This window comes from Enterococcus sp. AZ009, assembly GCF_050548785.1.
Lineage (GTDB): Bacteria > Bacillota > Bacilli > Lactobacillales > Enterococcaceae > Enterococcus_D > Enterococcus_D entomosocium.
In genome coordinates this window covers 440298-463832 of sequence record NZ_CP172960.1, presented here as the reverse complement: position 1 = coordinate 463832, position 23535 = coordinate 440298, and the positions used below count along the sequence as shown (strand labels likewise).

Genomic DNA, 23535 nt, shown 5'->3' with positions numbered 1-23535 from the left:
GTATGCTACTCTTGTAACCACGAAAAGTCAATGAAAATCAGATGAAAAAACGACCCTTTTTCCCTCTTTTGATTATTAGAAATTTCACGTGATGGCACAAAAGCAGAAAGAACAAATGCTCTTTCTGCTTTAAGATTTTAGTGGAAGAAATGACTTTCTTTGGAAATGTCACTTAGTTTCTTCGTAGAGTTGACTAGATAAGGATACGCGTACGTACCGACGATCCCAAAGACTAGGAACAAAATCGTTAAAATGATCAACTGCGGGATAGCATTTGGCCAATAGATCCCACCGGCTGATTCTCTTAACAGATTGACCGCATGAGTAAACGGCAGTAGCGGATTAATGAATTGGAAGAACTTCCCAGAGACTTGGATTGGGTAATTTCCTCCCCCACCTGAAATGGAGAGAACCAAAATAATGATGGCGATCCCTTTCCCGAGGTTGCCGAACAGTCCCGCCAGTACGTAGACGATCATCATAAAGGCGAGTCCGACGAGTAATGCGAAGAAGACACTGTACACAGGGTTGTGGACATCGACGCCTAATAAAAACATATTTCCTAGGGTCACGATCAAACTTTGGGCAACTGCCATCGTCAAGAACGTCAGCATCCGTGCCACAAAGGTTTCACGTTGTGTAAAGCGTTTTTTGTCTTTCTTCTCTAAATGATACTCCGTTGTAGCGACACTTGACAACAATAATGCCCCTACCCACAAACACAATGCGGTATAAAATGGTGTGCTAGCTGAACCATTGTTGGCGATTGGGTAGATTTCATTGCTTTTTAATTCCACTGGTTGTTTGAAGAAGTCGGCTTCATCCGTGGCATCAAGTTTCAATAATTTGATGACTTCCCCGAGATCGACTTCATTTTCTCCTGCTCGGATCGCATCAGCGGCTTTGTGGATGCCTGCTTTGATACTTGGCCAATCGTTATTGATTAAATCGACAGCCGCATCCAAGGCTTTTTCAACTTCTGGCAGTTTTTCATCCACCATCGCCATCGTAGAACTGATTTCTGATTTGATGGTTGGCCAATCGTTTTGCAAGAAGTCTACGGCCAGCCCTAATTTTTCTTCGACAACTGGTAATTCGTTGTTGTACAGGTCGGCTCCTTTATTGATGGCATTGACGATTTCATCCATATGACCATTCAGCATCGTATTGGCATCGTGCAATTCTTGCTTGATGGCAGGCAATTCTTTTTGGTATTTTTCCAAAATCGTCACGGCATTGCTGACCACTGATTTGGTGGAAGACAGCAACGAGTCAAAATCGATCTCTTGGGCTTTTTTCAAGACATCTTCGGCGGTGGTGATGGTTTCGATTAGTTTGGTTAGGATGTCGTTGATGGTTTTAGTAATGGCATCAACATTAAAACTCTTAGGATCCAGAAGATCAGCAACATTTTGAGCAGCTGCGGTGACTTCACTAAGATATTGCTTAGCTGCCTTAACATCACCGCTTTGCACAGCGCTTCTAACCTTAGTTAACAATCCAGATACATTCGTCAAGTGCCCTTTTACGTCAGTTAACTGACCGATTACGCCTTGAATTTGGGCATTTTCAGCTGAGCCTTCAATATTTCCTAAAAATGCAATTAAGGCATCTAGCATACTTTGTTGTTGCTGAATACTTTGCTGCAACCCATCAATCGTTTGTAAAATTGATTCTCGATCTTGGTCCAACTGATCTTGATCGATTGAATCATTCAGTGCTTGCGACCACTTTGCTGTGGTTGTTGCCACTTGACGAATAGACTCAATCGTCACCTTCACACTGCTAGAAATACTTGGCAGGGCATCTTGCAACTGTTGCGCCCCATCTTTGGTCGCTGTGGCGAAGCTGGCGGCTTGGTCGCCTAGTTGTTCGATCTGTGGTAACGCGGCTTGAACTTGTTCGATGACTTGCAGTCCTTGTTTGGCGGTATCGATGCCGTCCGTCATGGTGCTGGCAATGTCATCAAAATCATCATCGATCATCTTCAATTGTTTGCCGGCATTTTGGATCTCTGGGATCTTCTCTTGCAAGGTCAAAATGATGCTGGCTTCCTTCTTCAATGTCGGCAGCTTATCGTTTAGGCCAATCAGTTTTTCCCCCATGGCATCCACTTGCGGAATATAATCGGTAAATTCTTCGGCTTTTGCGATCTTTTCTTTGATTTCTGGAAACTTATCGTGCAAGGTGACGATCTCTTTCGTATAACCGTCGATCGTAGCCAAATTGTCATCGGTATCTAAGATCATGGATTTGACTTTGTTGATGCTGACTAAGTTGGAATCAATGTCATAGCCGATTTCATTGAAGACTTTTATTAACGTAGAGCTGGCGGTTTCAATAAAGTTCTGTGAGATCTCTTCTTGAAGGCTGCTAGCTCCTTTCTCGGTGATTTTTGGTGCGATGGCGTTGATTTTTTGGTTGCTGTAATACTCAATGGTCGGTTTTTCAATTGTCCCGCTGGTAAAGCTGATCAGATCATCTGAAAAATCAGCTGGCAGATAAATACCGGCGTAATACTTTCCTGATTTGACTCCTTCTACCAAGTCCTCTTTTGAATCCACGAAACGCCAGCCTAACTGTTTGTTATCATGGAGGGTGTCGATGACTTCATCACCGATATCGATATGCTTGCCTTGAAATTCTGCCCCTTTATCCGCACTATACACGGCGATTGGCAATTCACTGGTGTTGCCATATGGATCCCAAAGTGCTTTGATATTGAACCACGCATAAAGCGAGGGTAAGATCATTAAGGCAATGATCAAAAATGCAGAGATTGGATTGCTGAAAATTCGTTTCCAGTCCAGTTTATATAAATAGAAAACATTCTTTAGTTTATTCATTTTTTTCTTCCCCCACTAGTTCTTCGTCGAAGGATAATTTACCATGTTTTTCCCCCGCCGCCAACGGCTACGATCGACCAAGAAAAGTCCTTTTGACAAATGGACGTTTTTGTCAAAATGAAACCCCTTTACTTTTTGTTTTTTTTCGCTTATTGTTAAACTTTCTTTAACTTTACCATGATGGCGAAAAACAAACCACTCATATCCTTTGAACTGTTTTTTTTACCGGTCTTTTCTTCACAAAAAAAGCTTCCTTTTTCTGCAACGAAAAGGAAGCTTTTTTAGGTGTTATTTCAGTTGATCCTTTGCCAATAAATCATACACATATTTCAGTGAGGTGGCTTCGCCATATAACTGAAGTCCGGCCTTCTCTTCTGGGGAGTAGACTTGATCAAAACTTTGATCGGGAATCAACACGACATCGATCTCCGCACGCGTCGCAGCTGTTGCTCCCACAAGAGAATCTTCCATGACTAATGCTTTTTCTGCTGCGACTTGCGCTTTTTCTAAAGTCAGCAAGTAAGGTGCGGGATCAGGTTTATGGGCGGAGACATCATCGCCAAAGGTCTGATAGTCAAAGGCCTGCAACAAATCGAAATGCGCCAACAATTCAGAGGCTCTTTTTTTCATCGTCGAGGTGGCTAGTGCCGTTTGGAAGCCTTTCTCCCTAGCCAATGCGATGGTTTCTTTCGCATAGGGTTTAGTTTTGAAGGTGCCATCAGTTATTTGCTGGGCAATATAGACTTCCCGTTCTGCTCGTAATTCCTGCACCCGCTGCTGACCACCTACGAGGTCGGCTAATTTACTAGCCGTCTGTTGCCAACTTTGACCACGCCAACCAAAAATATCAGCGGCTGTAATCGGAAGCTGATACTTTTTAAATAGAGCCAACCACCCATCAAAATAGACTTTTTCAGTATCGACTAACAATCCATCAAAATCAAAAATCAAAAGTTCTTTCATAAACGCTCCTTCGTTTTGCTAAGATTTTCCCCTCACTCACTGGGTATCAAGACATTTCCCGACTTTTGTCAGCAGCTGCTTGCACTGCTTTGATGACAGCCGCACGAAAGCCATTTTCCTCTAAGGTTTTGACTGCTTGGATCGTTGTGCCCCCAGGCGAACTGACACGATCCTTTAAGACACCTGGGTGTTCCTTCGTCTCTAGTACCATCTTCGCTGCGCCTAATACCGCTTGAGCAGCAAATTCATACGCCATCGGCCGCGGCATACCCTCTGCCACTGCTCCATCTGCCAAAGCTTCAATGAATAAATACGTGTAGGCTGGCGAAGAACCACTGACACCAATGACTGCATCGATCATGCTTTCTGGTACTTGCTCGGCTTTCCCAAGGCTTTCAAAAAGTTGTTTGACTTCGTTGGCTTCGGCTTCCGTTACTTGACCGTTGGGGCTGATAGAAGACATCCCTTCGCCGACAAGTGCGGGGGTATTTGGCATGACCCGCACGATTTTGTGCGCACCGATGATTTCTTCCATTTGCGCGATCGTCACACCCGCGGCAATGGATACTAGCAAATGTTCCTCAGTCAATCCTGCTTTTAAATCAGCAAGCAAGCGGGGAAAGACAAAAGGTTTGACTGCTAAGACGAAGATCTCTGCTTTTTCTGTGACATCCGCCAGCTTAGTTGTCCCAGTGATCCCGGTTTCTTTTTCTAATTGTGCCAAAGTCGGCTCGTAGCGATGGTTATAAACCAAGATCTCTGCTGGTTCATACAGCTTTGCTGCAATCAAGCCATTAATGATAGCTTTTGCCATGTTACCGGCTCCTAAAAAGGCGATTTTTCTCATGTATTTCACGCTCCACTTCTGATTTTGGTACCACTTTTTGCTAAAAAAGCCTAATCAATGACTAGGCTTCAAATTCGATCATATACGGATGCAAGGCAGTGTTATAGATCCCTTCTGTATATTCTACCACTTCTCCTTGTAGATCATACGAATAACGGGTTCGTTTCAAGGCAGCGACCTCCGGCGTGATCATAAACTTCTGTTGCTCTTCAGTCAACGTCGTTGCCACAAACGCATCTTGAAAGCGATCGATGATCATTCGATGTTCATCCAATAGGCGATACAATGATTTTTCTTCAAAGACCTCGATGGAGGTTCCCTTTAGTTGCTTTGGCAAATGGTACTCATAGTAAATAAAAGGTTGGTGGTCAAAATAGTACATGCGACGTAAACGCATGACTTCTTTGCCCATCAAAGAATACGCAGGGTGTTCAGGCGCAAGTTCGACTAATTCATAGCTGAGGTTTTTCTTTGTGTATTCCTTGCCGGTCTTTTCAAGCAATTGGCTAAACGTCGTGCCTTTTGACAGCTTGTTGTAGGGGCGATTGCTTAAAACCGTCGTCCCACGTCCGCTGCGTTTTTCCACATACTCATCTGCCGCTAACAATTCGATGGCTTTGCGGACAGTGATCTTGCTGACATTGAAGGTAGCTTCCAATTCTGTTTCCGTCGGTAAAAATGAACCAATCGGGTAGCGACCCGACATGATGTCTTCTTTGAGCTTATCGGCAACATCACGGTAAAGAATGTGTTTGCGTTTCATTGCTATCTCGCCTTTCTCTCATTGGATTGGTCTGGTGTTCTCCTTATTCATCAAAGGTAGGAATGTCTTCTGGTTGCGGCTCGATCAAGACTTTCCGTGGCTTGCTGCCTTCAGAAGGGCCAACGACGCCTTGATCTTCTAATTCATCCACTAACCGAGCCGCTCGGTTATAGCCGATGCGAAAACGTCGCTGCAAGAGAGAAACGCTGGCGGTCTGCATTTCCACCACAAGGGCTTTGGCGTCTTCGAACAGCTCATCTTGTGGTTGTCCGCTGCTGCCGGCACTCGTTTCTTCCTCAGTGACCATCATTTTTTCTTCATAATTGGCTTCTTGCTGATCTGTCACGAATTCAACCACTCGTTCGACTTCTTGGTCGGAAATAAAGGCCCCTTGGACCCGAATCGGTTTGTTCTCACCCATCGGCAGATACAGCATGTCGCCGCGGCCCAGCAGTTTTTCGGCCCCGTTCCCATCAATGATGGTCCGAGAATCGACACCGCTGGAAACAGCAAACGCCATCCGTGATGGAACATTGGCTTTGATGATCCCTGTAATGACATCCACACTTGGTCGTTGCGTTGCTAAGATCATATGGATACCAGCTGCCCGCGCCATTTGTGCCAAACGAATGATGGCATCTTCGACTTCGTTGCTAGCAACCATCATCAAGTCAGCTAACTCATCAACGATCACCACAATGAATGGCAAGATCGGACGATTTTCGCCATCTTCTAAATTCTTATTGATTACTAAATCGTTGTAGCCAGTAATGTTTCGGACCCCAGTTGCCGCAAATTTTTCGTAGCGTTCTTCCATTTCCTTGACCACTTTTTGCAACGCTTGCGCCGCTTTGCGAGGATTGGTCACAACGGGTGTCAAGAGATGGGGAATCCCATTGTAAACATTTAATTCAACCATTTTCGGGTCGATCATCATCAGTTTGACTTCATGGGGTTTTGCCCGCATCAAAATACTGGTGATGATGCCGTTGATGGCTACGGACTTCCCGCTCCCGGTCGATCCGGCAATCAAGAGATGGGGCATTTTCGTTAAGTCTGCCGTTTGGACACGGCCAGAAATATCGCGTCCTAAAGGTACTTCTAATAGTTTATCTGGATGATCTGGTTGGGCTTCGATCACTTCTCGGAATGAAACCATGCTGACTGCGCTGTTTGGAACTTCGATCCCAATCAATGATTTCCCTGGGATCGGCGCTTCCATCCGCACATCTTTGGCGGCCAAGGCTAAGGCGATATCATCGGTCAACCCGACGATTTTGCTGACTTTGACCCCTACTGCTGGTTGAACTTCGAATTTGGTTACTGCTGGTCCTAAGCTAGCTTTGACGACTTTTGCGTCAACACCGAAGCTTTGGAAGGTGGTTTCTAACACACCAATATTTTGTTCGATCTTTTTGTACTCGCTGCTTTGATCCGTTGAAGGGATCGAATCGAGTAATTGCGCTGAAGGCAATTCATAATCACGATTTTCAGCTTCTTCCGAAATCTCAAATTCCAATACTTCACCATCGTCATCGAGGATCTCCCCGTCTTCGTTGACCTTTTTGCTTGGTCCCGGTTTGTTTCCTGCTGGATGCGGTGCTTGAGCGGCCTCTGGTGCCGCCGCTTGCGGCAATTCTTGGAAGTGGTCGATGGGTACAAAGCTCAGCTGCTCTGGTTCAAAATCAACTGGCGCTTGCATCTGCTGTTCTTTTGCTGATTTTTCGTCTTCTGTCATTGGTCGGACTTGATTCTTTTCTTTGATCTCCGCCATGACTGCTGCTCGCTCGGCTTCTTTTTTGGCTTCTTTCGCCGCTTGTTTCTCTGCTGCTCGTTCCGCTTTGCGGGCTTCTCGTTCGGCTTGCTTTTCTGGAGAGCCTTCTAACAACCGCTGCAGCTTGTCACCAGCTGCTTGCAGGTGCCCCACTAACTCGTGGCTGCTCATTTGGCTGAACAAGAACGCCCCGATCAGCATGAGTAAAACAGCGATGATGTAGCTGCCGATCTGGGAAACAAGAAAATAGGTCGCCCCATAAAGCATGGCGCCAATCATTCCGCCCCCGACATTTTGGGTCACTTGGCTGCGCCGGATATCGCCTAACAGCGTCATCCACGTCGTTTGGAAGACATTGGCTTGTTCTCCCACCACATTACTAAAGATTTGCGCATGGAGGATGATCAGTAAGCCAAAATACACCAATACACAGCCAATCACTCGCCGAATACTCTTAAACCGAGCATCGGTCGTTTTGATCGCTAACCAGACACCATAAGCGGCTAGGGCAACACTCAAAAATTGGTACGTGTTTCCGCCAACGATCCGAAACCCGTTGGCAATCAAGGTTCCTAAAAAACCTAAATGGAAAAAGCCAAATATCGAAAACAAGACAAAGAGCAGGCCGACGCCGACCAGCATTAATTTCTCTTGCTGTTTTTGTTGTTTTTTTGTTTTGCGTTTCTTTGCGCGTTTTTTTTGCGCCATTTCTATCCCTCTTTTCATCTTTCCCTATTATAACGAAAAAAGAAGGCGAACAAAAGTTTTCCTGTGAGAAATTTTGGTTAGCTGTTGGAATTTAAGGAAAAAAGAGGATGTCTGCCAGATAGAGCAGTGATCATCCTCTTTTTAGTTGGTGAACAAATTCAGCGACTGTATAGACAATCAGTCCTGATGATTTAAAATCAGCTGTATTGGTCGTTACTAGACTGTCGATTTGATTTCGCTTCGCACAAGCTGCTAAAACAGCATCTTCAAAATCTGTCATTGTTGAATCAAGCGCCTGAACGCAATCTGCTTCCGTGACTGTTAAGACGGTATGCACTTGGATCAGTTTTTTGACTTCCCTCCGAGCATCGACTCCTGCTGCTCCATCGAGAATATAGAAAAGATCCGTTAATGTACTTGCCGTAATCACGCCCTCGCAAAGTCCATAGATAGAACTGTTGTATATCAGTTTGATGGCTTCTTGATGGCTTTTAGACCCTCTTCCTAATAAATAGTCAAGGATCACATTGGTGTCAATCACGACTCGTTTGGCTTTGTATTTGGTCATGTTCCTTTTATTCTCCCAGATATTTTTTCCTACGCCGTTCGTTTCTTACTTTTTTGATGTCCACAACGTCAGGTGTTTCAAATGAATCTGCTAAAATGCCTTGCAAAGAATCGACTAAACGAAGTTTCTCCTCTGGGGACAACTCCCCTGCTGGTTGCTTTTCTGTAATAACTAACTGTTTTTTGCCATTGACTTCTTCTGCCAGTTCCATTTCTAGTTCAGAACCTACCTGGAGATCCAATTTTCGAATCATTTTCTTAGACAAGCGAACCCCTTGTCCGTTGCCCCACTTAATCAAATGAGCGGTCTCTTTATAATGTTCCATTCGGCTCACCCCTTTTTATCGGTTTTTCCTTACTACCTATCATTATAACATGAGCACGCATATGTATACACAAGTATATACTTCAATCGTTCCTTCTTTACTTAGATACGCAAAAGAAATGAATGTATAAAAAAACACCAGCTGCTAAGCAGCCAGTGCCTCTTGTTGACTTGTTTTTAGTTTGGTGTGACGTCTTCGCCAAACCACTTTTCAGAGATTTCAGCAAAAGTGCCATTGTCTTGCAATTCTTTCAAACCATCATTGATTTTATCTGCCATGGCTTGATCGTCTTTCCGCACACCTACAGCAAAATCTTCTGCTTCAAAAGGACTTTCGATTTCGTTGAAGTCAGCGGTTTTGCCTGTTTGAGTCAAATAATATTCTGCGTAGACGCGGTCGATCAAAAGACCGTCGATCCGACCGTTTTCTAGATCGATAAAGGCTTCATTAAAGCTGGCATACAAGGTTGCGTCATTGCCGTCTACGAGATCCTTCAAAACTTCCGGTTGGTTGTTGAAGGTCTCATAACCAGAAGAACCTTCTTGGGCACCTAAGACTTTGCCCTCCATATCATCAAAGCTAGTAATGCCGCTTGATTTTGCTGTGACTAAGACTTGTTTGTTTTCCATATAAGTATCTGTAAACAATACTTTTTCTTCACGAGCTGCGGTCTTGGTATAACCATTCCAGATCATATCGATGGTGCCATTGCTTAGTTCGGTTTCTTTCATGGACCAATCGATTGGTTGAAATTTGACTTTGGTTCCTGTTAGATCCAAAATCGCTGTGGCTAAATCCACATCAAACCCAACGATGTTGCCTTGGTCGTCTTTAAAGCCCATCGGTACGAAGGTATCGTCTAGCCCGACGATCACTTCTTCTTTGTCAGCGGCACTGGTTGTGGTGTCATTACTGCTGCCGCACGCCCCTAATAAAAATACACTTGCTGCTGCGATTCCCGTCAATAGTAATTTTTTCATTTTTTTCTCCCCCTTATTCTCCTGCTACTTTTAATAATTGATCGCCGATATTTTCGGCAAAAACCAAATCATGGGTCACCACGATCTGGGTCACTCCTTCTTTTTTCAGATCCAAGATCAGCTGTTCGACTTGCTGTCTCAAGCCTGGATCTAAGGCACTGGTAGGCTCGTCATAAGCCAACACTTTGGGATTCATCGCCATCGCTCGTGCAATAGCCACTCGTTGCCGCTGTCCCCCGGACAATTGGAAGGGATATTGGCCTAGTAGGTCACTTAACCCTAGTTTTTCTGCCAACTGTTCGGCTTTTGCTGTATACGCGGCCTTGTCTTGTTTTAGCACCATTTTTGGTGCCAAAGTGATGTTTTCAAAAACCGACAAGTGCGGAAACAATTGGAAGTCTTGAAAGACGACACCGACGACTTGTTCTTGTTCTTTTGTGTCGGTGGGATCAAAGGCTTTGCCATCCAGCAAAAAGCTTCCAGAATCGATCGTTTCTAACCCAGCCAGTGTCCGAAGCAAGGTGGTTTTCCCGCCACCGGAAGGACCGACCACTGCTAAGATACTGCCGTCTTCGATCGTCAGGTCTAGCTGATCGATGACTTTTTTAGCGCCAAATGATTTTGATACTTGTTTTAGTTCTAACATACGTGGTTCCTCCTAACGGTAATAGTCCAGTTTGGTCTCGATTTGTTTTAACAATAACGTGAAGACGCCCGTCATCACCAAGTAGATCAAGCCGACCCCAACTAACGGAAGCAAGGTACTGTCTCGCTCCATGGCGATTTTTCCGATTCGCATCACGTCTGACAAGCCCAAGATGTAGACCAGAGATGTGTCTTTGACAAGATTGATGACTTCATTGCCGACAGATGGCAGGGTGATCTTGACGACTTGTGGGATGATGATTTTTTGGATCGTTTGGATTGGGGACAAACGCAAGACTTTCGCGGCTTCGTATTGTCCGGCTGGAATCGATTGGATCCCTCCACGGAAAATCTCGGCAAAATAAGCAGCGTAATTGATAATAAAGGCGATCAAGGCTGCTTCAAAGCGGTCAAAGACGATCCCTAAGATCGGAAGACCGTAGAATACGAAGATCAGCTGTAGCAATAAAGGCGTTCCTCGCATCAACCAAACGTAGACTTGCACGATCAATTTCAAAATACGCAGGCGACTGGCTAAAACAAAGGCCAACAAGATGCCTAAGGGAATGGACCCGATTAAGGTCAGTGCGAACAATTTAACGGTGATTCCAGTTCCTGAAATCAGTTGGGGCATAACATTGACTAAATACTCAAACATGGTGACTTCCTCCTTGATAGGTTTCAATTTCGCTTGGCAGAAAAACAGCTTAGCGACGGCTTACTCCGATGCTTATGTGGCGCTGCACGTTGGCTGGTGAGGGCAACTGGCAAATTTCATTTTTCTAAAAAAGAAAAACAAAAAAGCGCACACTGGCATTTGCCAGAGGACGCTAGATACGTGGTTCCACCTCAATTTGCCTTTCCTTCACAGGAAAAGGCCTCGTGCAGTCCTTGTGACCCTTCCACTTTCGGTTTTCGGTGAGCCGCAAAAAAAGAGAAAAAAAACGTCCCCTAGCCATTACAGCTAAAGGACGTTATCAACGCGGTTCCACCTTTGTTTATCAGTGCTTCACAGCAACTGAACTCAGAAAGTCATCAATCAATGACTGCTGCTGTAACGGGCAAACCCGGTCTCTCCTACTTTTCTTTCGGAAAAACGACTCCAAGATGTGTTTCACAACCATGCGTTATCTCTTTGCACCAACCAGAGACTCTCTTCAAACAGCAAGCCTTGCTACTCTTCTTTTCGATGTCTGTTTCATTAAGTTGTGTCTTACTTTACTCGCTCTTAAAGAAAATGTCAAACATTTTTTCTGAAATTTTCGAAACTTTGTCGCATGCACCGATTTCGAGGGGAAGATTCAGGGAAAAGAAGACGCAACTGCTTAACCGAAGTATGCTTCAGCTAAGGCTTGCCCTTGCTTGATTTTTGCCCATTGCTGCTCAGTCGAAAGCTCATTGCCGCAGTCACAAGAGGCAAAGCCACATTGATGAGAAAGATAAAGCCGATCCTTAGGAATGATTTGACTAGCTTTGTCTAATAAGGCAATCACTCGCTCTTCATCGTCTAATGTGGCGGTTTTGCTGGATAATAAGCCTAAGACAACCTCCACTTCTGGACGATCTTTCAGCGCTTCTAAAGCCGAGATATCACCGGCACGGTCATCATCCCACTCTAGGAAAAAGCGGTCATAATGCTGGTCACGCAAGAATTTTTCGGCGATCGCTTTGTAGGTACCACTGGCTGCCGCGCGGCTTTGGTAATTGCCACGACAATTGTGGGTCCAGACTTTTAATCCTAATTCGTGGGCGTAATCAGCGACTTCGTTGTTGATCGCCACGAATTCATCGGCTAACGCTTCTAAGCCGTCATTGCCTTGGGTAAAGAAGCTCTTGTCATTGTCTTCAGCAAATAGTTCCCATAAACAATCATCGAACTGAACGATCTCACCACCGGCTTCTCGGTATTCCTGCAAGAATTCCTTGTAGGCGTTAAGCAGCCCTTCCCGCAAGGCTTCTTTCGTTGGATATACCTGACCTTCACCAACGAGGTCGTTAAAGACAGTCAGCTCGGTAAACGCGTGGGCAGCCCCCCAGACGGTGATTTTGACTGGCAGGTCGCCAGCTTGGCGTTTGGTTTCTTTAAACAATGTCAAATAATGATGGTTTTTGCCAGATAATGGTTCTGTGATCCGGATGCCGATGTCTTTACGCGTTTCAAAATGTCCACCGTCCAAATCTTCAAAGGCATACCCATGATCGGAGATATAGCGCTCAACGCCTTTTAATCCCCAGAGAAAATCCAGGTGCCACATCGAGCGGCCATGTTCGCCATCTGTGATGACTGTAATGCCGTGTTCTTTTTGCGCTGCAATGATGTCAGCGATCGCTTTTGCTTCCGTTTCTTGGTAGCCAGGAAACGCATCATAAAACGGGTAGCGGATGTCCTCCCGATGCTCGATTTGATTTTTGTAGTCCAATAAATCTTGTGGTCGTAACAATGACCCCACAAGCTGAAATTTGTCTGTTGCCATATCCATTCCTCCTATACAAAGTTTTCAAAATTGTTAGATTTATTCTAGCAAACATCTTATACTATAGATAATACTTATAAACTTATATATTCCATAGGCAATACCTATAACACAAAAAGGAGGTTGCTTCCCATGCGTATCCAGCAGCTTGAATATTTGGAAAAAATCGTAGAGACCGGCTCTTTCAATGAAGCCGCCAAACAGCTTTTCATCAGTCAGCCCTCCCTCTCCCAAGCCATGAAAGAGTTGGAAAAAGAGTATGATCTGCAGCTGTTTTACCGTAGTAAATTAGGGGTGACCTTGACCGATGATGGCCGTTCCTTTCTCAACTATGCTCGAAATGTTTTAGACCAAGTCAATCTCTTGGACGAACGCTTTCGCAAAGACAGCCATCGCAAGCATGTTTTCAGTGTTTCTGCACAGCACTATGCCTTCGTCGTCCACGCCTTCGTAGAGCTGGTCAAACAGTTAGGGGAAGATGAATTTCAATTCACCTTGCGGGAGACCCAAACACAAAATGTATTGGATGATATCCAGACGTTTAAGAGCGAATTGGGGGTCATTTATCTGAATGATTTCAACACGACGGTCCTCACCCGTTTGATCCACGAAAAAGACCTGCAATTCATTCCTTTATTTGAAGCCAAACCCCACGTCTTCATCGGCCGAGAAAATCCACTGACTCAAAAAAAAAGCATCACATTAGCTGATTTGGAACCTTATACCTATTTGTCGTACGAACAAGGGGAAACCAATTCCTTCTACTTTTCTGAAGAGATCTTAAGCACTTTACAACGCAAAAAACACATTCGCATCAGCGATCGTGCCACGATCTTCAATTTGATGGTGGGTCTCAACGGCTATACCATCAGCTCTGGGATCATCAGCAGTGAGCTGAATGATGAAAAAATCGTTGCGATTCCTTTGGAAGTCGATGATGCGATGACACTAGGTTACCTCAAACACAAGAAAATGGAACTGAGTGAGATGGCTTTGGACTATCTCGCCTTGTTGAAACAGCATATCAAAAATTACGGTTTCGACGTCTTTTAAAAAAACGATCCGCAGTCAGTCGGTCGGGCTTCCTTGGTAAGGCGTCCCGACCCTGTTGCGGATCGTTTTGTACTTATTTTGTTCTTAAATTGTCTTACGTTGGTGTTGTGGAGAAAAAATCAACGCAATGGTTTCCATTCCCACTCTTCGACTTCGGCGATATCATAGCCGTTTTCTCGAATAAAGTCATGGTGATACGCAACGGTGTCTGCCATTTTTTTGGCAAAGTCCGTTGCTTTTTCTCCATAGACCCATTCGGCGGCGTCTTTGGCTAAGTGGAAGCGATCCAATTCAGAAAGGATCCGCATATCAAACGGTGTCGTGATGTCGCCATTTTCTCGGTACCCATGAATATGAAGCTGTTGGTTGCGACGGCCAAAGAAGATGTCGCGAATCAGTCCTTCATACCCGTGGAAAGCAAACACGATCGGTTTGTCTTTCGTAAAGTAGGCTTCGAATGCTTCATCGCTCAACCCACGAGGATCGACTTCTGGACGACGCAATTTCAATAGATCGACCACATTGATGAAGCGGACTTTCAACTCTGGGAAGGCTTCAATCAGCAAGGAAACAGCAGCTAATGCTTCCAAATTCGGTTCCGTCCCGGCAGCTGCGATCACGATGTCCGGTTCTTGTCCTTCATCTGTCGATGCCCAGTCGATGACTTTCAAGCCATCTTTGACAAGCACTTTCGCTTCATCCGCCGAATAAAACTGCGGACGTGGGTGTTTCGAAGAGACCACTAGATTGATCTTTTCTTCAGAAGCGAGCGTTTCTGCCATGACAGCCATCAAGCTATTGGCATCGGCTGGCAAGTAGACCCGCACAAAGTCGGCTTTTTTCTCTGCAATATGGGTCATGATCCCTGGATCTTGGTGGGTGTACCCATTATGGTCTTGTTGGAAGACCGTTGATGAAGCGATCAAATTCAATGAGGGGTACGGGTTGCGCCAGTCAAGATCATGGGCTTTTCGTAACCATTTGAAGTGCTGCGTGATCATAGAATCAACGACTCTTAGGAATGACTCGTAGCTGGCAAAGAAGCCATGACGCCCCGTCAGCACATAGCCTTCCAAGAAGCCTTCTGCTTGATGTTCTGATAATTGTGAATCAATCACACGTCCCACTGAAGACAGCCATTCATCATAATCAGGATGTTTTGGCTCCAACCATTGGCGGTCCGTGACTTCGAACACATGGTTCAACCGATTGGATTTGGCTTCATCTGGGCCAAAAATGCGGAAGTTGTCAGGATTTTCTTTGATGATGTCACGGGCAAATTTCCCAAAGACCATCATATCTTGGGCCGTCGTTTCCCCTGGTGTCTCAATCGCAATAGCATGTGCTTGCCAATCTGGCAAGCGTAGCGGTTGCGGATCGATCCCCCCGTTGGTGATTGGGTTGACAGCCATCCGTTGCTTCCCTTTTGGCGCCAATTCTTGAATCTCAGCGTTGATGCGGCCGTTTTCGTCAAAAAGCTCTTCTGGACGATAAGACTGCAGCCAATCCGTCAAAGCATCCACGTGTTCCATATGTTTCGCATTGACAGGGATCGGCACTTGGTGGGCACGGAAGCCCCCTTCAATCGGCTCGCCATCCCAGACTTTCGGTCCAGTCCACCCTTTTGGTGTGCGAACGATTAAAACAGGCCAATGAGGCATAGCGGCTTCTTCCGCAGAACCTTTGCGGGCTTCTGCTTGGATCGCGTGGATCTGTTCGATGGCTTGATCCATCTTCTGTGCCAATTGCGGATGAACCGCTTCTGGATCGTCCCCTTCTACGAAATAAGGGGTCCAACCCATGCCTTCAAAATATTTCGTGAGATCTTGGTCGCTTTTACGAGCCAAAATCGTTGGATTGGCAATTTTGGCGCCATTCAAATGCAAGATAGGCAAAATTGCGCCATCATTGACTGGATTGATAAAGGTATTTGAAAACCAGCTGCCCGCTAATGGTCCGGTTTCTGCTTCGCCATCACCGACCACTACTGCTGCAATGACATCAGGATTGTCTAAAATAGCTCCGGTAGCGTGGGCGATGGAATAGCCTAACTCGCCGCCTTCATGGATCGAACCTGGCGTTTCAGGTGCCGCATGAGAAGCGATCCCACCTGGGAAAGAGAAAGTTTTGAATAAATGTTTCATCCCTGCTTCGTCTTGGGTGGCTTCTGGATAGATCTCGCTGTAGCTGCCGTCTAAATAAGCATTCGCAACCATGACTTGTCCGCCATGGCCCGGTCCTTCGATATAAAACATGTTTAAGTCGTACTTATTGATGACGCGATTGAGATGGGTGTAAATAAAATTTTGTCCGGCGATCGTTCCCCAGTGACCAATTGGATTCACTTTCAAATCTTTTTCTTCGATGGGGCGGCGCAATAAGGGATTGTCTTTCAAATAGATCTGACCAACGGAAAGGTAGTTGGCTGCTCGCCACCAAGCGTTCATTTTCTGATAATACTCTGGTGTATCGTAGGTTGTCTTCATTGTGCTCCTCCTTTTAGTCCATTGTTCCACTCTTACATAAAAGTCTATGCCCCCTATATTTAAAAGTCAATTTTGCTGATTGCTGGTGCTTTCAAGGGTTTGCTTGCCCGCACTTTACAGCCAGAAGGCAAGAAAGCTTAAGAAAAACGCAAAGAAACCGCCGGCATCGCCAACGGTTCCTTTTGTGATTGGGTACTTATTTGATCGTTACGTATTCTAATCCTACAAGTTTCGCCCATGTTTCGATCTGATCAGAATTTAGGACAAGTGAGACAACGGTGTGATGGCCACCGCCTGTTTCGATCCACTGTTTGACGCCATCGTGGAAGTTTGGTTTTGGCGTCCACATTACTCGTGCAACCGGTAGTTTTGGTGCTTCTTCAGTTGGCTCAAAGGCATCGACTTCATTGATCAATAATTTGTAGTGAGTGCCAAAGTCGGCCATCGAAACCACGACACCTTCGCCGCCTTGGCCGTCAAACACGAGCCGGGCTGGGTCTTCACGATCCCCCATCGACAATGGCGAAACCACGATTTTTGGTTTGCTGGCTGCTAATACCGGATCGACTTCCATCATGTGGGATTGCAAGATGGCTTCTTTTCCTGGTGTCAGCTCATAGGTGTAGTCTTCCATAAAGCCAGTCGCTTTATTGTGAGCCATGATTTTCATCAAGCGGTCAATAGCGGCTGTTTTCCAGTCCCCTTCACCGGCAAACCCATAGCCTTCTGCCATCAAGCGTTGTACAGCTAAACCAGGCAACTGCTGCATACCATACAAGTCTTCAAAGTTCGTGGTAAATGCCGTATAGCCGCCTGCTTCAAGGAAGCGGCGCAGACCGATTTCTTGTTTGGCTTGTGCTTTGACATGACGTGCCCACTCTTCTTTGTCGTAATCGCCATAATCGAAATCATACAGCTGGCTGTATTCTTCAAAGAGTGCATCGATTTCTTCGTCAGTCACCGCATCGACAACTTGTACCAAATCGCCGATCCCAAAATAATCAACGGTCCAACCAAATTGGATCTGTGCTTCGACTTTGTCGCCTTCCGTCACCCCAACGTTACGCATGTTGTCGCCAAAACGAGCGACTTTAATTTGGAAGCTTTCATTGTAGCCGACTGCCACGTCCATCCAAGCAGCAATTTCTTTTTGGATGGCTTCATTTTTCCAATAACCGACAACGATTTTGTTTTGCTTTTTCAAACGGGCATTGATAAATCCGTATTCTCGGTCACCATGAGCCGCTTGGTTCAAGTTCATAAAGTCCATATCGATGGTTTCCCATGGAATTTGTTCATTGTATTGAGTGGCAAGGTGCAGCAATGGTTTTTGTAATAATTTCGTGCCGCGAATCCACATTTTTGCTGGTGAGAAGGTGTGCATCCAGGTGATCACCCCAGCGACTTCATCCCGATAGTTGACTTCTTTCATGATTTTCGTAATCGTATCGGCAGTAACAGCGAGTTCTTGTAAAACAACTGGATAAGGCAGCTTTGAGCTGTCATTTAAGCTTTTGACCATTTCTTCTGCATGATCCCGTACTTCTTGTAATGCTTCTTCTCCATATAAGTGCTGTGATCCTACGACGAACCAAAATTCTTTTTTCCCGATTTCTAACATTCTACTTGCTCCTTTTTCGTTATTTTTGCCCGTAATAGGCATTTTCTCCATGTTTGCGTAAATAATGTTTGTCTAAGACCCGCTGCGGCAATTCGGGTGCGTAACTGTTCAGCTGGCGCGTGATAAAATTCATCTTAGCGACTTCTTCTAAGACCACTGCGTTCATCACCGCCGCATCCGCCGTTTTGCCCCAGGTAAACGGTCCATGACCGTGAAGCAAGACACCAGGAATTTCTTCTGGCGTGATGCCTCGTTCCTTAAAGGTTTCGACGATCACCTGTCCTGTTTGTGCTTCATAGCCTTCATCGATCTCGGCTTGCGTCAAAAAGCGGGCACAGGGGACTGTTCCATAAAACGTATCGGCATGGGTCGTGCCCATCGCTGGCAGATCGAGTCCTGCCTGAGCCCAGCTCGTCGCCCAAGTAGAATGGGTATGGACGATCCCACCAATTTCTGGAAATGCTTTGTATAAAACGGCATGCGTCGGCGTATCGGAGGAAGGATTTTTTGCTCCTTCCACTACGTTGCCCTCAAAATCACAAACCACCATATCACTGGCTTGCATGGTTTCATAGTCAACACCGCTAGGTTTGATGACAAACAACTGCTGTTGGCGATCCACTGCTGACACATTGCCCCAGGTGTATTTGATCAATCCTTGCTTCGGCAATGCCAAATTGGCCTGAAAGACTTCTTCTTTTAATCCTTCTAACACAAAATTCCCTTCTTTCTTTTTAAATCAACGCATCAATTGCCGCTTGCTCGATCGGCAACCCTGCTTGGTAACGTTGGGTAAAGACGGTAAATCCCTGAATGTCGGCTTCCGTTGGGGCTAACGTCACGCCGTGGTCATTTTTAAACACTTGATCTGCTAAAAATGCGGCCAAGGATTGTTCTGGCGTATGACGGCGAAGGTACGCTGCTAAAAGGGCGATCCCCCAGGCGCCGCCTTCACCAGCCGTTTCCATGACCGTGACTGGGGCTTCCATGACAGCTGCCAAGACACGTTGGGCAACTTCTGGCGTTTTGAAGATCCCACCGTGACCAACGATTCGATCAATAGCGACGTCTTCGGCTTCCAGAATCTTCATCCCGATCTTCATCGCACCAAAGGCACTAAACAGATGTAAGCGCATGAAATTTGCTAAAGTAAAAGAACTCTCTGGCGATCGGACGAAAAGCGGCCGTCCTTCAGGGATCTTAGTGATATTTTCACCAGAATAATAGCCATAAGAAAGCATCCCGCCACAGTCTGAATCCCCTTTCAATGCTTCGTTGAATAAGGTCGTAAACAATTCTTCCGTGGAGAGTTTCATTCCAGCTGCGTCGGCAAATTCGCGGAAAAGTTTGACCCAGGCATTGATCTCCGAGGTACAGTTATTCGTATGGACCATCCCCACCAAATCACCAGAAGGCGTCGTGACCAAATCGATCTCTGGATACACTTTAGTTAAGGGTTCTTCTAAGACGATCATGGCAAAAGCAGACGTCCCGGCTGAAACATTCCCGCTTCGCTGTGCCACACTATTCGTGGCAACCATGCCAGTGCCCGCATCGCCTTCTGGCGGACATAACGGGATGCCAGCTTGCAAAGTACCAGTTGGGTCGAGTTTTTTTGCCCCTTCTGCCGTCAATGTGCCGGCTGGTTCGCCTGCTGTCAACACTTGCGGCAAAAGGTCTTTGATCTGCCAAGGATACCCCTGACTGCTGATTTGTGCATCAAATTGCTGCAGCATATTCGCATCATAGTTTTTTGTCGTACTGTCGATTGGGAACATCCCTGATGCATCGCCGATTCCGATAACTTTTTCCCCTGTCAGCTGCCAATGGACATAGCCGGCTAAGGTAGTGAAAAAAGCAACCTCTGGGACGTGGGCTTCTTGATTCAAAATCGCTTGATACAAATGCGCGATACTCCAACGCTGCGGAATGTTGTATTGGAACAATGCCGTCAAGGCTTTTTCTGCTTCTTCCGTGATCGCATTGCGCCATGTCCGAAAAGGGACCAACAGCGTGCCTTGCTGATCAAAGGCCATATAGCCGTGCATCATTGCAGAAAAACCGATACTGCCGATCGTCGTCAAAGGCACCTCGAATTGCTGCTGAATGTTGTGCGCTAACTCTTGATAGCTGGCTTGCAGTCCTTGCCAAATCGCCTCTAGTGAGTAGGTCCAGATCCCTTGTTCCAATTGATTTTCCCATTCAAAGCTGCCGGAAGCGATCGTCTGAAACTGCTCATCGATCAAGACAGCTTTGATCCGTGTCGAGCCTAGCTCGATCCCAAGAGACGTGCGCCCGTCAATAATTGCTTGCCTTACTTGTTGCGTCATCTTCTTACTCTCCTTTTTGGTTATTGACTGAACCGCGAACGATCAGCTCCGGTTCAAAATAAAAGCGTTGCGCTTCTGTTGCCTTACCTGTAGTGATCCATTGTGCTGCCAATTCCCCCATCGCTTCTTTTGGGTGAGTCAGTGTGGTGATCGTCGGTGTGGACAAGGTGCTAAGGGGCGAATCATCGTTACCCACGATCGAAAAATCAGTAGGAACGTTCTTCCCCGCAGCCGTCAATGCTTGAATCAAGCGATGCGCGATCTCATCGTTGTAACAAACGATGCCTGTGACTTGATTATCGGCAGCCGTCAAGCGCTGGATCGCTTGTTCAATAACGGCTTCTTTTGACTCCGTCGTATACGTCAAGACGTCTTCTGCTGCAAACGTCCGCTTGGCTTGGGTCAACGCTTTGACAAACCCTTTCATCCGATATTTCCCTTGTAAGTCATCGATTTTCGTGATCATCATCAACTGCTGATGCTGTTGCTCTAATAGATAATTGGTTGCTAAAAACCCAGAACGTGTATCGTTGACACAAATATGCGGCAAGTCTAGTTCTTCGTAATAGGCATTGATCATGACGAGAGGAATCCCAGCTTCTTGAAGGGCGACATAATAGGCAAGATTCGGGTTGTACTGGCTGCTCTTCGTTGGTTCAACGATCAACCCATCTACCCCTTGATCCATCATTTGCTGCAAGCACGCTCTTTCTTGCTCATGGTCATTGTTGGTTGAGCCTAAAAGCAGTGAGTAGCCTTGCTCCCGCAATGTCTGCTCCACGCCACGCATGATCGAAGGGAAAATATAATCAGACAAATAGGTCATGATGATCCCGATCGTTTTGCGGTTTTTATGATTGACAGTCTCAGGTTTTGAAACGTAGGTGCCTGAGCCCCGTTCTTTTCTTAAATAGCCTTCATTGACCAAAACAGCGATCGCTTGGCGCACCGTGTGGCGGCTATAATGAAATTCTTCCTGTAAGGTTGCTTCTGAAGGGATCGCATCGCCTTCTTGATAGGTGCCTAAGCGGATCTTTTCTCTTAAGATATCCGCAAGTTGTTCGTACTTATTCGCCATTTTAATCCCATCTTTCAAAAGTTGTCCGTACATCTAAGATACCAAGAAACCGCTTCCTTGTCAATTGCTGCTATACTAATTTTTCTGAAAAAGTAATAGAGAAAAAATTCCAAACGATAATACACCTCGATTTTACTCATAATAAAAATAAACAAGATTAAATTTGTTGTATAATTGAATAAATAGTTAGTTATTTCTATGAAGGAGGCAAACACTTTGACGAGAAATATGAATGAAAATCATGAGGCACCAATCATTCTGTATTCAAAAAAATATCGAGAGAATCGCAGACATGATGCTAGCTGTCGTTGGTTCATTACGAAAAAAGGCGTCTGGATAAACAACACCCATCCAAAAATCCCGGATGAAAAGATTCCCATGGCAAAAATTGCCGATGTGGAATTACATATAGGCAAAGGTCTCTTAGTGGACTACCTCCGACTGCAGGTACCAGGTAATTCTCATCTGCTTTATTTCACCAATCGAATCGATGCCCAAAAAGCCTATGAATTTTTAACGGATCATTTGGCAGCACTTGGCGGACAATCAGCCAAAAGTTACGTGGATGAAGAGGCTGGTAAAATCAAATTACTTTCCTATCAATATCGTGATGCTTGGATCATCGCAGAAGATACCCTCACGATCATCGACTACAAAAAGAAAGAAAAGCAGGTTTTGCAGATTCCCCAGATCACCAGTGTCAGTCTGAAAGAAGTTGCTGAATCTGGTCTTTGGAAAGGCAATGGCTTCTTGGAACTGTATATTGGCGGCGGGGCAATCAGAGAAACCCATTCTCGCAGAAGGACGGAACCAAACCACTCCCTTTGCTTTGCCGAAAAAGACCTGCTGATTGCTCGGATCATACAGCGCTATCTCACTAACTTCCCCCGTGAGCATGCGATACTGCCCCCGCGACCAACTGTAACCCCGACGGAACAGGTCATTGCTGATCTTCGCGAACTGAAAATGCTGGTCGACGAAGGAATTTTGACTGAAGAAGAATTTGCCTTAAAGAAAAAACAACTGTTAGGATTATAGAAGCCATCGCTTCGGGAAAAAAGCAGTCCTCCTGCCATGCAAAGGCAGAGATTTCGGTGAAGGGCTGTGCTTTTTTCTGGGAAAATTTTGAACGGTTTTTTTAGAACATGCTATACTAAATGAAGAATACGTAGAGTATCTCAAAGGAGGTCTTTCTCATTTTTTCTTTTAATGACATCAAAGCGCGTTTCCCCCAGGCAACGCTGCATGACAAAGTATCCACAACGAAGGACATCGAATCCATCGCTTTCGGCAAAAAATATATTTGGCTGCCAACTGACCAATTAAGTGACAGTGAAAAACTGCTGATCCAACTGGGAAACGGCTCTTTGCAACCAGAAATCGATAACCGAAACCATCCATGGTATCCGATTTTATTTGAACATCAGCCCGTTCAAGACCAAACGTGGGTCCGAATGCTGCAAGTTCATTTCACCCGAACCATTGACTCCTTGCAATCCGAATGGCTCGCAGAGATCCAGCAAATGCTCCCTAGCGTGGTGGATCTTTTTTTCCTCACCGAAGACCATGCGGTGATCGTAGAAAAACAAGACGACACTAATTTACCCATCGAAGATCTCGACGGCTTATTCGTGGCTTTGGATATGGATTTCGACTGCTATTCCCAGCTGTTCGTTGGCCCCTTCCATCACCCACGCCACGACTTCACTACCTTATGGACGAGTGAATCTACCCTGTTTAAAAATGAGTTAAAAACGAAAACTACCAGTAAAAGTATGGATCTGCCCAAAGTGGTCTTCGCTCTTTTTCGCAATGGCTTTTCCGAGTATATTTCCTTGTTTCGTACCTTGTATCTAGATTGGTTTGAAGAAGAGACCGAAACGATCATTCAATCACTGTGGCGCAATCAAGGCAATGCGAGTTCCACTGCCAAAGAACTGTTTATGCATCGGAATTCTCTCCTATACAAGATCGATAAGTTTCAAACACTGACACGTTTAAATTTAAAAAATATGGATGATCTGCTGCTTTGCTATTTACTGATCGACCAATTCACCCATCAGAGCAATTAAAC

At 45.5% G+C, this 23535-nt stretch carries 19 protein-coding genes and 1 other annotated feature; of the genes, 3 read left to right on the top strand and 16 right to left on the bottom strand.

The features are described from left to right. Positions 1 to 137: 137 nt before the first annotated feature. The 11 genes from IGJ74_RS02195 to IGJ74_RS02145 form a co-directional block, all read right to left on the bottom strand. A complete protein-coding gene (locus IGJ74_RS02195; RefSeq protein ID WP_087664839.1) occupies positions 138 to 2846 on the bottom strand; it encodes a YhgE/Pip domain-containing protein in 2709 nt (902 codons plus the stop codon). Between the two features lie 288 nt (positions 2847 to 3134). Further along, positions 3135 to 3809, bottom strand: coding sequence for an HAD family hydrolase (locus tag IGJ74_RS02190; protein WP_005232216.1), 675 nt, complete (start codon positions 3807 to 3809; stop codon positions 3135 to 3137). A gap of 46 nt (positions 3810 to 3855) precedes the next feature. Continuing rightward, positions 3856 to 4656: a pyrroline-5-carboxylate reductase gene (proC, locus tag IGJ74_RS02185; RefSeq protein WP_008376116.1), complete on the bottom strand. Its 801-nt coding sequence runs from the start codon at positions 4654 to 4656 to the stop codon at positions 3856 to 3858. 61 nt (positions 4657 to 4717) lie between these two features. Continuing rightward, positions 4718 to 5419, bottom strand: coding sequence for a GntR family transcriptional regulator (locus tag IGJ74_RS02180; RefSeq protein ID WP_005232219.1), 702 nt, complete (start codon positions 5417 to 5419; stop codon positions 4718 to 4720). 43 nt (positions 5420 to 5462) lie between these two features. Then, positions 5463 to 7901, bottom strand: a complete 2439-nt coding sequence (locus IGJ74_RS02175; protein ID WP_430608680.1) for a DNA translocase FtsK — start codon at positions 7899 to 7901, stop codon at positions 5463 to 5465. A 130-nt stretch (positions 7902 to 8031) separates the two neighbouring features. Next, positions 8032 to 8469 (bottom strand): PIN domain-containing protein, encoded by a 438-nt coding sequence (locus tag IGJ74_RS02170; protein ID WP_016611400.1) that lies wholly within the window; start codon positions 8467 to 8469, stop codon positions 8032 to 8034. Positions 8470 to 8476: 7 nt separating this feature from the next. After that, positions 8477 to 8794: an AbrB/MazE/SpoVT family DNA-binding domain-containing protein gene (locus IGJ74_RS02165; protein ID WP_086316834.1), complete on the bottom strand. Its 318-nt coding sequence runs from the start codon at positions 8792 to 8794 to the stop codon at positions 8477 to 8479. 176 nt (positions 8795 to 8970) lie between these two features. After that, positions 8971 to 9774, bottom strand: a complete 804-nt coding sequence (locus tag IGJ74_RS02160) for an amino acid ABC transporter substrate-binding protein (RefSeq protein ID WP_086293899.1) — start codon at positions 9772 to 9774, stop codon at positions 8971 to 8973. A gap of 13 nt (positions 9775 to 9787) precedes the next feature. Then, positions 9788 to 10420 carry an amino acid ABC transporter ATP-binding protein gene (locus tag IGJ74_RS02155; RefSeq protein ID WP_086299043.1) on the bottom strand — a complete coding sequence of 211 codons (633 nt, stop codon included), beginning with the start codon at positions 10418 to 10420 and terminating at the stop codon, positions 9788 to 9790. 12 nt (positions 10421 to 10432) lie between these two features. After that, positions 10433 to 11077 (bottom strand): amino acid ABC transporter permease, encoded by a 645-nt coding sequence (locus IGJ74_RS02150; protein WP_010748717.1) that lies wholly within the window; start codon positions 11075 to 11077, stop codon positions 10433 to 10435. A gap of 306 nt (positions 11078 to 11383) precedes the next feature. Further along, positions 11384 to 11618 (bottom strand) — a binding site (T-box leader). 126 nt (positions 11619 to 11744) lie between these two features. Then, the gene (locus IGJ74_RS02145) at positions 11745 to 12899 is read right to left on the bottom strand and encodes a cobalamin-independent methionine synthase II family protein (protein WP_176273453.1); all 1155 of its coding nucleotides are present in this window, start codon (positions 12897 to 12899) and stop codon (positions 11745 to 11747) included. Positions 12900 to 13025: 126 nt separating this feature from the next. On the opposite strand from IGJ74_RS02145, the gene IGJ74_RS02140 reads away from it, so the two are divergent. Continuing rightward, entirely contained in the window at positions 13026 to 13946 is a 921-nt protein-coding gene (locus IGJ74_RS02140) for a LysR family transcriptional regulator (protein WP_005227268.1), read from the top strand. 119 nt (positions 13947 to 14065) lie between these two features. On the opposite strand, the gene IGJ74_RS02135 is transcribed toward IGJ74_RS02140, so the two are convergent. From IGJ74_RS02135 to IGJ74_RS02115, 5 genes are all read right to left on the bottom strand, one after another. Further along, positions 14066 to 16432, bottom strand: coding sequence for a phosphoketolase family protein (locus tag IGJ74_RS02135; RefSeq protein WP_087664836.1), 2367 nt, complete (start codon positions 16430 to 16432; stop codon positions 14066 to 14068). Positions 16433 to 16628: 196 nt separating this feature from the next. Beyond that, positions 16629 to 18053 carry an L-arabinose isomerase gene (gene araA, locus IGJ74_RS02130; RefSeq protein ID WP_034878099.1) on the bottom strand — a complete coding sequence of 475 codons (1425 nt, stop codon included), beginning with the start codon at positions 18051 to 18053 and terminating at the stop codon, positions 16629 to 16631. A gap of 19 nt (positions 18054 to 18072) precedes the next feature. Then, positions 18073 to 18768, bottom strand: a complete 696-nt coding sequence (locus tag IGJ74_RS02125; protein WP_087664834.1) for an L-ribulose-5-phosphate 4-epimerase — start codon at positions 18766 to 18768, stop codon at positions 18073 to 18075. Positions 18769 to 18787: 19 nt separating this feature from the next. Beyond that, complete coding sequence (locus tag IGJ74_RS02120; RefSeq protein WP_060792370.1) at positions 18788 to 20383, bottom strand: xylulokinase; 1596 nt, start codon at positions 20381 to 20383, stop codon at positions 18788 to 18790. Positions 20384 to 20387: 4 nt separating this feature from the next. Continuing rightward, entirely contained in the window at positions 20388 to 21494 is a 1107-nt protein-coding gene (locus IGJ74_RS02115) for a GntR family transcriptional regulator (protein WP_087664833.1), read from the bottom strand. Positions 21495 to 21659: 165 nt separating this feature from the next. Between IGJ74_RS02115 and IGJ74_RS02110 the strand changes: the two genes are divergently transcribed. Next, entirely contained in the window at positions 21660 to 22499 is an 840-nt protein-coding gene (locus IGJ74_RS02110; protein ID WP_087664832.1) for an SHOCT domain-containing protein, read from the top strand. A 329-nt stretch (positions 22500 to 22828) separates the two neighbouring features. Further along, positions 22829 to 23533, top strand: a complete 705-nt coding sequence (locus IGJ74_RS02105) for a helix-turn-helix domain-containing protein (RefSeq protein ID WP_223272959.1) — start codon at positions 22829 to 22831, stop codon at positions 23531 to 23533. Positions 23534 to 23535 lie beyond the last annotated feature (2 nt).

What these genes read in the sequence shown, in the direction of transcription:
- IGJ74_RS02195 (WP_087664839.1), bottom strand. Translation starts at nt 2,846, where the DNA reads ATGAATAAACTAAAGAATGTTTTCTATTTATATAAACTGGACTGGAAA.
- IGJ74_RS02190 (WP_005232216.1), bottom strand. Translation starts at nt 3,809, where the DNA reads ATGAAAGAACTTTTGATTTTTGATTTTGATGGATTGTTAGTCGATACT.
- proC (WP_008376116.1), bottom strand. Translation starts at nt 4,656, where the DNA reads ATGAGAAAAATCGCCTTTTTAGGAGCCGGTAACATGGCAAAAGCTATC.
- IGJ74_RS02180 (WP_005232219.1), bottom strand. Translation starts at nt 5,419, where the DNA reads ATGAAACGCAAACACATTCTTTACCGTGATGTTGCCGATAAGCTCAAA.
- IGJ74_RS02175 (WP_430608680.1), bottom strand. Translation starts at nt 7,901, where the DNA reads ATGGCGCAAAAAAAACGCGCAAAGAAACGCAAAACAAAAAAACAACAA.
- IGJ74_RS02170 (WP_016611400.1), bottom strand. Translation starts at nt 8,469, where the DNA reads ATGACCAAATACAAAGCCAAACGAGTCGTGATTGACACCAATGTGATC.
- IGJ74_RS02165 (WP_086316834.1), bottom strand. Translation starts at nt 8,794, where the DNA reads ATGGAACATTATAAAGAGACCGCTCATTTGATTAAGTGGGGCAACGGA.
- IGJ74_RS02160 (WP_086293899.1), bottom strand. Translation starts at nt 9,774, where the DNA reads ATGAAAAAATTACTATTGACGGGAATCGCAGCAGCAAGTGTATTTTTA.
- IGJ74_RS02155 (WP_086299043.1), bottom strand. Translation starts at nt 10,420, where the DNA reads ATGTTAGAACTAAAACAAGTATCAAAATCATTTGGCGCTAAAAAAGTC.
- IGJ74_RS02150 (WP_010748717.1), bottom strand. Translation starts at nt 11,077, where the DNA reads ATGTTTGAGTATTTAGTCAATGTTATGCCCCAACTGATTTCAGGAACT.
- IGJ74_RS02145 (WP_176273453.1), bottom strand. Translation starts at nt 12,899, where the DNA reads ATGGATATGGCAACAGACAAATTTCAGCTTGTGGGGTCATTGTTACGA.
- IGJ74_RS02140 (WP_005227268.1), top strand. Translation starts at nt 13,026, where the DNA reads ATGCGTATCCAGCAGCTTGAATATTTGGAAAAAATCGTAGAGACCGGC.
- IGJ74_RS02135 (WP_087664836.1), bottom strand. Translation starts at nt 16,432, where the DNA reads ATGAAGACAACCTACGATACACCAGAGTATTATCAGAAAATGAACGCT.
- araA (WP_034878099.1), bottom strand. Translation starts at nt 18,053, where the DNA reads ATGTTAGAAATCGGGAAAAAAGAATTTTGGTTCGTCGTAGGATCACAG.
- IGJ74_RS02120 (WP_060792370.1), bottom strand. Translation starts at nt 20,383, where the DNA reads ATGACGCAACAAGTAAGGCAAGCAATTATTGACGGGCGCACGTCTCTT.
- IGJ74_RS02115 (WP_087664833.1), bottom strand. Translation starts at nt 21,494, where the DNA reads ATGTACGGACAACTTTTGAAAGATGGGATTAAAATGGCGAATAAGTAC.
- IGJ74_RS02110 (WP_087664832.1), top strand. Translation starts at nt 21,660, where the DNA reads ATGAAGGAGGCAAACACTTTGACGAGAAATATGAATGAAAATCATGAG.